Origin of the sequence: Streptomyces sp. NPDC056486, from assembly GCF_042795295.1 — a bacterium.
In the GTDB taxonomy this organism is placed as follows: domain Bacteria; phylum Actinomycetota; class Actinomycetes; order Streptomycetales; family Streptomycetaceae; genus Streptomyces.
In genome coordinates this window covers 1-8,738 of record NZ_JBHTSF010000256.1, presented here as the reverse complement: position 1 = coordinate 8,738, position 8,738 = coordinate 1, and the positions used below count along the sequence as shown (strand labels likewise).

Sequence of the window (8,738 nt, the reverse complement as noted above, 5' to 3'; positions counted from 1 at the left end):
GTGGTGGCGCGGTGATCATGGCTCGGCGGGTGCGCAAGGGCTGAACCCCATCAGCCCGTCCGGCGATTGAGGACGAACTCGGCGGAGCCGGTGATTGACGGTGCGGGGGAACTCAGCCCTGCGGGTGATGCGCCGGGATCGCGGGCAGCTCGCCCGTGTTCTCGTAAGCCGCCAGCATCTCGATGCGGCGGCTATGGCGCTCCTCGCCCGAGTACGGCGTCGCCAGGAAGATCTCGACGAACTTCGTCGCCTCTTCCCGCGTGTGCATCCGGCCGCCGATCGACACCACGTTCGCGTCGTTGTGCTCACGCCCGAGCGCGGCCGTCTGCTCGCTCCAGGCGAGGGCGGCCCGCACCCCCTTCACCTTGTTCGCGGCGATCTGCTCCCCGTTGCCGGAGCCCCCGATCACGATGCCCAGGGATCCCGGGTCCCCCGCCGTGCCCTCCGCGGCGCGGAGGCAGAAGGGGGGGTAGTCGTCCTGGGCGTCATAGATGTGGGGCCCGCAGTCGACGGGCTCGTGGCCGTGGCTCTTGAGCCACTCGACCAGGTGGTTCTTCAGTTCGTAGCCGGCATGATCCGAGCCGAGGTACACGCGCATGCGACTGAGTGTGGCACGTCGCGGGGCGGGTAGCGGCGACCGGGGGCCGGACCTTGGTCACCCCTGTTCATCCGTTCACCAAGGTCTGGGCCATTGGGCCGGAATACAACGATCCGGAGTCGGGACTTCCGTCACGTACACCCCTGAGTTTGAATGCGGGGGCTCGTGACCCGAGAACTTAAGGATTCGTCCATGACCTCGCAACCCTCCCTTGCGAAGGCAGACCGCAGCCCCAACGAACCTGGGGATCCGCAGTCTGGAGACACCGGTGACGGCCTCAAGGCCGGGCTGAAGAACCGCCACCTCTCGATGATCGCCATCGGTGGCGTCATCGGAGCGGGCCTCTTCGTCGGCTCAAGCTCCGGTATCGCCGCCGCGGGGCCCGCCATCCTCGTCTCGTACGCCCTCGTCGGCACGATGGTCGTCCTCGTGATGCGGATGCTCGGCGAGATGGCCGCCGCGCGCCCCGCCTCGGGCTCCTTCTCCACCTACGCCGACCAGGCGCTCGGCCGCTGGGCCGGTTTCTCGATCGGCTGGCTCTACTGGTTCTTCTGGGTCGTCGTGCTCGCGGTGGAGGCCACCGCGGGTGCCGTCATCCTCAATGGATGGATACCGGCCGTCCCGCAGTGGGGCTGGGCGCTCATCGTGATGGTGGTGCTCACCGCGACCAACCTCGTATCGGTCGGCTCCTACGGTGAGTTCGAGTTCTGGTTCGCCGGGATCAAGGTCGTCGCCATCGGCGGGTTCGTGATCATCGGCCTGCTCGCCGTCTTCGGCGTGCTGCCCGGCTCGGACAACCCGGGCGCCGGATTCGCGCACCTCACCGACGCGGGCGGATTCATGCCCAACGGCGCGGGCGCCATCCTCACCGGCGTACTCATGGTCGTGTTCTCGTTCATGGGCTCCGAGATCGTCACGCTGGCCGCCGGTGAGTCCGAGGACCCGCAGCGCGCCGTCACCAAGGCGACGAACAGCGTCATCTGGCGTATCGGTGTCTTCTACCTGGGCTCGATCTTCGTCGTCATCACGCTGCTTCCGTGGAACGACAAGACGATCATGAAGGACGGTTCGTACGTCGCCGCGCTGAACTCGATCGGCATTCCGCACGCCGGTCAGGTCATGAACGTCATCGTGCTCACCGCCGTCCTCTCCTGTCTCAACTCCGGGCTCTACACCGCTTCCCGCATGGCCTTCTCGCTCGGCCAACGCGGCGACGCGCCCAAGGCCTTCGCGCGCACCAACGCGCGCGGTGTGCCGCAGGCAGCGATCCTCGGGTCCGTCGTGTTCGGCTTCATCGCCGTCTGGTTCAACTACCAGTGGCAGGACACCGTCTTCGACTTCCTGCTGAACTCCTCGGGCGCGGTGGCCCTCTTCGTCTGGCTGATGATCGCGTTCACGCAGCTGCGGATGCGCGGCATCATCCTGCGCGAGGAGCCGGAGAAGCTCGTCGTGAAGATGTGGCTCTTCCCGTACCTGACCTGGGTCACGATCGCGATGATCTCGTTCGTGCTCGTCTACATGCTGACCGACGAGGCCGGACGCAAGCAGGTGCTGCTCTCGCTGCTCGCCGCGGCGTTCGTGGTGGTGTTCTCGGTCGTACGGGACAAGGTGCGGCCCCGTGCCGACGCCGACGCGGGTGTCGACACCGACACGGACACTGACACCGTCGACGCCTAGCCGGTGCCGTCCGGCGGTGGCGCGGTCGACGTGCCCGCCACCGTCGGCGGCCGCGTGCTCGGTCCCGACGGCTCGCCGTCTCCCGGATCGCGCGCGGTGAAGAACATGACGGCTGCCACGGCGGCCGCGACAAGCAGGACCAGGGCGGTCAGGACGTGGGGCCGCCAGCCGTCGGCGGGCTGAGTCCGCGGTGATTCCCGTGGCCTCGGTGGTGCCGCGAGCACCGCCCGCAGGGCCGCCTCCGTCTCGTCGAGGCCCGGGCGCCGCTCCGGCTCCTTGGTGAGGAGCGCGGCGAGCAGCGGACGTAATCCGCTTGGCTCCGGCGGCAGTTCAGGTGCCTCGTGCAGGACCGCGACCAGCGTGGTCAGGGTCGAATCGCGGGCGAAGGGCGAACTGCCGCGCACCGCCGTGCAGAGCGTCGCCCCCAGGGACCAGAGGTCCGACGGCGGCCCCTGCGGCGCCCCGGAGACCCGCTCGGGCGCCATGTACTCGGGCGAACCCACCAGCATGCCCGTCTGCGTGAGGCGGCCCGTGTCCTCAAGGGCGGCGATGCCGAAATCGGTGAGGACGACCCGGTCGGCAGGTCCCGCGGGGCTCAGCAGGACGTTCTCCGGCTTGATGTCACGGTGCAGGACGCCCGCCCCGTGCACCCGGCGCAACACCGCCACCAGAGCGAGGCCGACGCGCGCCGCCTCGTGCTCGTCGAGCGGCCCCTCTTCGGCGACGTACCGGGCGAGAGAGCGCGCGACGATCAGTTCCATGACGATCCAGAGCCGGCCGTCCTCCTCGGCGACGTCATAGACGCGTACGGCACCGGGGTGATCGATCCGCGCGCTGGCCCGCGCCTCGCGCAGCGCGCGTTCTCTGCGGACGCGGGTGTCCTCCGTGTCGGGGCCCTCGAAGGCACCCTCGATCCGCATCTCCTTGACCGCGACACTGCGGTCGAGGAGATCGTCGGCCGCGCGCCACACGCGGCCCATGCCGCCCTGACCGATGACATCGAGCAGGCGGTAGCGGCCCGCGACCACGCGAAGCTCCGGCATGGGTGTCCACCCCCAACCCTCCTCTCATGACAGCACAGTTGACGCGGTTTACCGAAGGCCCGGAAAAGGACCGGAAAACTTGACGGCGGATGTCAGGTTTTACGGGGAACCTCTGACGCGTCAGCAAGCACTTCTTGGAGGATCACCGTGGACTTCACCGATCGGCGACTCGTGTTCCGGCCCGGCGACGACGGGTACGACGAGGAGACCGCCGGGTTCCAGACCGGTTTCGCGCAGCGGCCCGCGATCGTGTTCGGGGCCGAGAGCGCCGATGACGTCGTCGCCGCCGTGTCCCACGCCGCGCAGGCGGGTCTTCCCATCGGCGTGCAGGCCACCGGGCACGGGCTTCCGGGATCCTCGGAGGGCGGCGTACTGATCAGCACCCGGCGGATGGACTCCGTCCGGATCGACGCCGACGCGCGCACGGTGACCGTGGGCGCGGGTGTCCGCTGGGGCCAGGTCATCGAGGCCGCGGCGGCGCACGGGCTCGCGCCGCTGAACGGTTCCGCGCCGGGCGTGGGCGCCGTCTCGTACACCCTTGGCGGCGGCCTCGGCCTCCTGGCCAGGGAGTTCGGATACGCGGCCGATCACGTTCGGTGGCTCGACGTCGTCACCGCGGACGGCGAGCTGCGGCACGTGACGGCACAGACCGAGCCCGAGCTGTTCTGGGGGCTGCTCGGCGGGGGCGCGAACCTCGGGGTGGTGACGGCTCTTGAGATCGGCCTGGTGCCGGTGGCGCGGCTGTACGGCGGGGCGATCGAGTTCGACGGGCGTGAGGTCGACCCCGACCGTGTCCTGCGGGCGTACGAGGCGTGGACGCGGACGGTGCCGGACGAGGTGACCTCGTCGGTGGCGGCCCTCGTCTACCCGGACATCCCGCAGCTTCCGCCCCATCTGCGGGGCCGCTATCTCGTCACGGTCCGGGTCGCCTTCACGGGTTCGGAGGCGGCGGGCGAGGTGCTTGTGGCGCCGCTGCGGGAGATCGGGCCCGTGGTGTCGGACTCGCTGCGGGAGATGCCGTACACCGACAGCCACACGATTCACAGCGACCCGGACTTTCCGCACTCCTACTACGGGGACAGCGTGGTGGTGGGTGAGCTGGATGTCGCGGCGGCGAGTGAACTGTTCGCGCTGACCGGTCCGGCCGCCGATGCGATGCACGTCGTCCAGATCAACCAGTTGGGCGGGGCGCTCGCGAAGACCGTGGGGCCCTCGGGAAACGCGGTGCCGTATCGGGACGCGGGGTGGCTGGTGCGGGTGCTCTCGCCGTTCGAGGGCGCGGACCTCGTTGCGGTGCGGGCCGTGCAGGCGCGGGCCTTCGGTCTTTTCGCGCCGGAGACAGCGGGGCGGTTGCTCAACTTCGCCTTCGGAGCGGGCGACCGGCCCGACGGCCTGTACGACGCCGGTACGCGGAAGAGGCTCGCCGAACTGAAGGCCACGTATGACCCGGCGAACCTCTTCAGGCGGAACTACGGCGTGACTGCCGGCGGGTGAGCCAGCCGTCGAGCTAGCGGTCGAGCAGCTTCCACGCGGTGGGCAGCGCGCCCATCGCGAGCGCGGCCTTGAGGGCGTCGCCGATCAGGAAGGGCGTGAGTCCGGCGGCGACGGCCTGGGTCAGCGACATGCCGGTCGCGGCGGCGAGGTACGGGACGCCGACCGCGTAGATGATCGCGGAGCCGAGCACCATCGTGCCCGCGGTGCGCAGGACCGAACGGTCGCCGCCGCGGCGGGCGAGGGCGCCGACCACGGTGGCGGCGAGCAGCATGCCCAGGACGTAGCCGAGGGACGGCGCGGCGGCGCCGGAGCCCGCCTGAGCGAACCACGGCATGCCCGCCATGCCGATGAGGGCGTACACGGCGAGGGAGAGGAAACCGCGGCGGGCGCCGAGGGCGGTGCCGACGAGGAGGGCGGCGAAGGTCTGCCCCGTCACCGGTACGGGGGAGCCGGGGACGGGCACGGCGATCTGGGCCGCTATGCCGGTGAGGGCGGCGCCACCGAGGACGAGGGCCGCGTCCTTCGCGCGGGACGCGGGGAGCAGGTCCGCGAGGACCTGGCCGGGACGGGAAGAGACGGCGGCGATGCTCATCGGGACTCCGCGGGTTCTGGGACGGGCAGGTGGGACGCAGCGACGCTATCTCAGGCGGGGGCGCCCAACACCGGTGGTGGGTGACAAGGTGCCGGGGGCTCCGGTGGTGGGCTCTGTACAAAGGGTGGGGTGTACCCCCGCGGGAGGCGTGATGCTCGTCACTGAGGTGAGGCGTGACGAGGCCCATTTTGCGCGGGGGGCCAGTGCCCGGGGAGACTGTAGGTTCCCGCCAACTTCTTAGTGAGCCTGAGAGCAGCGCTGAGCACCATGCACGAAGCACCCCCCGATGAATCGGCTCCCGCAGGCGTGGGCACGGCAGAGGGAACGGAACCTCTCGGCGGAGGGCTCAAGCAGCGGCATCTGACCATGCTCGGGCTCGGCGGAGTCATCGGAGCGGGCCTTTTCGTCGGATCCGGGGCCGGGATCGCTGTCGCCGGGCCCGGCATCGTCGTCTCGTATCTCATCGCCGGTGCGCTCGCGATGTGCGTGATGCGGATGCTCGGTGAGATGTCGGCCGCGATGCCCGCGTCGGGATCCTTCTCCGTGCACGCCGAGCGCGCCCTCGGCCGCTGGGCGGGGTTCAGCGTCGGGTGGCTCTACTGGTTCCTGCTTGTGGTCGTGCTCGCCGTGGAGGCGACCGGCGCCGCGCAGATCGCCAACAGCTGGGCGCCCGGGGTTCCGCAGTGGGCCTGGGTCCTTGTCTTCATGCTGGTGTTCACTGCGGCCAACCTCGCCGCCGTGAAGAACTTCGGCGAGTTCGAGTTCTGGTTCGCCACGCTGAAGGTCTTCGCGATCGTCGCGTTCCTGGTCCTGGGGCTGCTCGCGATCTTCGGGGTGCTGCCCGCTGCATCGAATTCCTCTGGGGAGCCTGCGGGCCTCACGAACCTCACCGGGCACGGCGGATTCCTGCCGAACGGCTGGGAGGGCGTCATCTCCGGGGTGCTCGCCGTCGTCTTCGCCTTCGGCGGCCTTGAGGTCGTGACGATCGCCGCCGCCGAGTCCGACGACCCGGTGCGCTCGGTGGCCCGCGCCGTGCGCAGCGCCGTCTACCGCATCCTCTTCTTCTACGTCGGGTCGATGCTGGTCATCGTGACGGTGCTGCCGTGGACGGCGCAGAAGACCGGCGTCAGTCCGTATGTGAAGGTCCTCGACTCGATCGGGGTACCGTCCGCGGGCACGATCATGAACATCGTGGTGTTCGTGGCACTGCTCTCGGCGCTGAACGCCAACCTCTACGGCTCGTCCCGGATGATCTTCTCGCTCGCCGAGCGCGGCGAGGGCCCCAAGGCTCTCCTGAAGGTGTCGGGCGGCGGAGTGCCCCGGCGGGCCGTGCTCGCATCGGTGGCCTTCGGCTTCGTGTCCGTCGTACTCAATCTGAAGTGGCCCGACTCGGTCTTCCTCTACATGCTCAACTCGGTCGGCGCGGTGCTCCTTTTCGTATGGGCCCTGATCGCGGTCTCGCAACTGCGGCTTCGCCGCCGCATCGAGCGCGACGCACCGGAGCGGCTCGTCCTGCGCATGTGGGCGTTCCCGTATCTGACCTGGGCGGCGCTCGCGGCGATGGCCGCCGTGCTCGGGCTGATGCTGACCGATGACGGTGCACGGCCGCAGCTGCTGTGGTCGGCGGGTGCGACGGGGCTGGTGCTCGCGGTGGCGGGGCTGCGGGAGTGGCGCGACGGCGCGAGGCGCACCTGAAACGGGCGTGAACATTTCGTGCCCACCTCTTCACAACGTGTGAGCGTCGTGTCCGTATAGCGGTCGGGTGTTCCCTGTCAGCGGTACCGGACTTCAGACTGTGGGCCGCTCGCTCCCCCACTTCAGCTACTGAACAGGGCTCGCCCATGTCTCGGATGTCCACTCCCCAGGACACCCCCAAGGACCCAGCAGCCGACGCGGCCCCCAAGGTCGATTCGCCGCTCGTCCACGGCCTCAAGCAGCGGCATCTCTCCATGATCGCCCTCGGTGGCGTGATCGGCGCCGGTCTCTTCGTGGGCTCCGGAGCGGGCATCGCCGCGGCCGGGCCCTCGATCGTCCTCGCCTACGCCATATCCGGCGCGCTCGTCATGCTCGTGATGCGCATGCTCGGCGAGATGTCGGCGGCGAACCCGGCGTCCGGCTCCTTCTCGGTCCACGCCGAGCGGGCGATCGGCCCCTGGGCGGGCTTCACGGCGGGCTGGGGCTTCTGGTTCCTGCTCTGCGTCGCCGTCGGCCTCGAAGGCATCGGCGCCGCGAAGATCATGGTGGGCTGGTTCCCCGACAGCCCCGAGTGGGCCTGGGTCGCCCTCTTCATGCTGGTGTTCTGTGGGGCCAACCTCGCCGCCGTGAAGAACTTCGGCGAGTTCGAGTTCTGGTTCGCCGCGCTGAAGGTCGGCGCGATCGCGCTCTTCCTGGGCATCGGCGTCCTGGCGATCCTCGGCCTGCTGCCCGGCTCCGACGTCTCCGCCCCCGGCACGGACAACCTCACCGGCGTGGGCGGTTTCATGCCGAACGGCACGGACGGTCTGATCATCGGCCTCCTCGCATCCGTCTTCGCGTACGGCGGTCTGGAAACCGTCACCATCGCGGCCGCGGAGTCCGAGAACCCGGTCAAGAACATCGCCAAGGCCGTGCGCACGGCGATGTGGCGCATCGCCCTCTTCTACGTCGGCTCGATGCTCGTCGTCGTCACGCTGCTCCCGTGGGACAACAAGGAGGTCGTGGCGAAGGGCCCGTACGTCGCCACCCTCGACCACCTGGGCATCCCCGGCGCCGGCCAGATCATGAACGTCATCGTCCTGATCGCCCTGCTCTCCGCGATGAACGCGAACATCTACGGTGCGTCGCGCATGTCGTACTCCCTGATCGAACGCGGCCAGGGCCCCAAGGCGCTCGGCCGTATCTACAGCGGCGTCCCGCGCCTGGCGGTCCTCGCGTCCTCGGTCTTCGGCTTCGTCTGCGTCCTGCTCAGCTACTGGCGCCCCGACGACGTCTTCCCCTGGCTCCTGAACATGATCGGCGCGATGATCCTGGTCGTCTGGATCTTCATCGCCGCCTCGCAGCTGATCCTGCGCCGCAGGACGGAGCGCGAGGAGCCCGAGAAGCTGGTCGTGAAGATGTGGGGCTACCCGGTCCTGACATGGGTGGCGCTCGCCGCGATGGCGTACATCTTCTACCTGATGACGCAGCAGCCCGACACACGCAAGCAGTTGCTCGCGACGGGTGCGCTGACCTTGATCCTGGCCGCGATCGGATTCGCGCGGCAGAAGATCGCGGAGCGGTCGGTGACGGCGGCCGCCGAGTAGGACATCGCCGTACATGAAGGGGCCCGGGGTCGATGACGACCCTGGGCCCCTTC

Annotated in this window: 7 protein-coding genes; 4 read left to right on the top strand and 3 right to left on the bottom strand. The window is 69.5% G+C overall.

Annotation, left to right across the window (positions count from 1 at the left end; translation table 11 throughout):
• Positions 1-112: 112 nt before the first annotated feature.
• On the bottom strand, positions 113-598 hold the full coding sequence (locus ACFQ7F_RS44075) for a ribose-5-phosphate isomerase (RefSeq protein WP_383284791.1): 486 nt from the start codon (positions 596-598) through the stop codon (positions 113-115).
• A gap of 192 nt (positions 599-790) precedes the next feature.
• On the opposite strand from ACFQ7F_RS44075, the gene ACFQ7F_RS44070 reads away from it, so the two are divergent.
• The gene (locus ACFQ7F_RS44070) at positions 791-2,275 is read left to right on the top strand and encodes an amino acid permease (protein WP_383284788.1); all 1,485 of its coding nucleotides are present in this window, start codon (positions 791-793) and stop codon (positions 2,273-2,275) included.
• Here ACFQ7F_RS44070 and ACFQ7F_RS44065 read toward each other — a convergent pair.
• Positions 2,272-3,318, bottom strand: a complete 1,047-nt coding sequence (locus tag ACFQ7F_RS44065) for a serine/threonine-protein kinase (RefSeq protein WP_383284784.1) — start codon at positions 3,316-3,318, stop codon at positions 2,272-2,274. The two genes, ACFQ7F_RS44070 and ACFQ7F_RS44065, sit on opposite strands and share 4 nt — an antisense overlap.
• Before the next feature lie 147 nt (positions 3,319-3,465).
• Between ACFQ7F_RS44065 and ACFQ7F_RS44060 the strand changes: the two genes are divergently transcribed.
• Positions 3,466-4,812: an FAD-binding oxidoreductase gene (locus ACFQ7F_RS44060; RefSeq protein ID WP_383284781.1), complete on the top strand. Its 1,347-nt coding sequence runs from the start codon at positions 3,466-3,468 to the stop codon at positions 4,810-4,812.
• A gap of 13 nt (positions 4,813-4,825) precedes the next feature.
• Here the strand turns inward: ACFQ7F_RS44060 and ACFQ7F_RS44055 are convergent, their stop codons facing one another.
• Positions 4,826-5,404, bottom strand: coding sequence for a biotin transporter BioY (locus ACFQ7F_RS44055; protein WP_383284778.1), 579 nt, complete (start codon positions 5,402-5,404; stop codon positions 4,826-4,828).
• A gap of 267 nt (positions 5,405-5,671) precedes the next feature.
• Here ACFQ7F_RS44055 and ACFQ7F_RS44050 point away from each other — a divergent pair, with 267 nt between their 5' ends.
• A complete protein-coding gene (locus ACFQ7F_RS44050) occupies positions 5,672-7,099 on the top strand; it encodes an amino acid permease (RefSeq protein ID WP_383284775.1) in 1,428 nt (475 codons plus the stop codon).
• Positions 7,100-7,245: 146 nt separating this feature from the next.
• Entirely contained in the window at positions 7,246-8,685 is a 1,440-nt protein-coding gene (locus tag ACFQ7F_RS44045; protein WP_383284772.1) for an amino acid permease, read from the top strand.
• The last annotated feature ends 53 nt before the right edge of the window (positions 8,686-8,738 follow it).

Bases quoted from the DNA above. Each gene is read 5' to 3' on its own strand.
- ACFQ7F_RS44055 (WP_383284778.1), bottom strand. From the start codon at position 5,404: ATGAGCATCGCCGCCGTCTCTTCCCGTCCCGGCCAGGTCCTCGCGGAC.
- ACFQ7F_RS44050 (WP_383284775.1), top strand. From the start codon at position 5,672: ATGCACGAAGCACCCCCCGATGAATCGGCTCCCGCAGGCGTGGGCACG.
- ACFQ7F_RS44045 (WP_383284772.1), top strand. From the start codon at position 7,246: ATGTCTCGGATGTCCACTCCCCAGGACACCCCCAAGGACCCAGCAGCC.
- ACFQ7F_RS44065 (WP_383284784.1), bottom strand. From the start codon at position 3,318: ATGCCGGAGCTTCGCGTGGTCGCGGGCCGCTACCGCCTGCTCGATGTC.
- ACFQ7F_RS44075 (WP_383284791.1), bottom strand. From the start codon at position 598: ATGCGCGTGTACCTCGGCTCGGATCATGCCGGCTACGAACTGAAGAAC.
- ACFQ7F_RS44070 (WP_383284788.1), top strand. From the start codon at position 791: ATGACCTCGCAACCCTCCCTTGCGAAGGCAGACCGCAGCCCCAACGAA.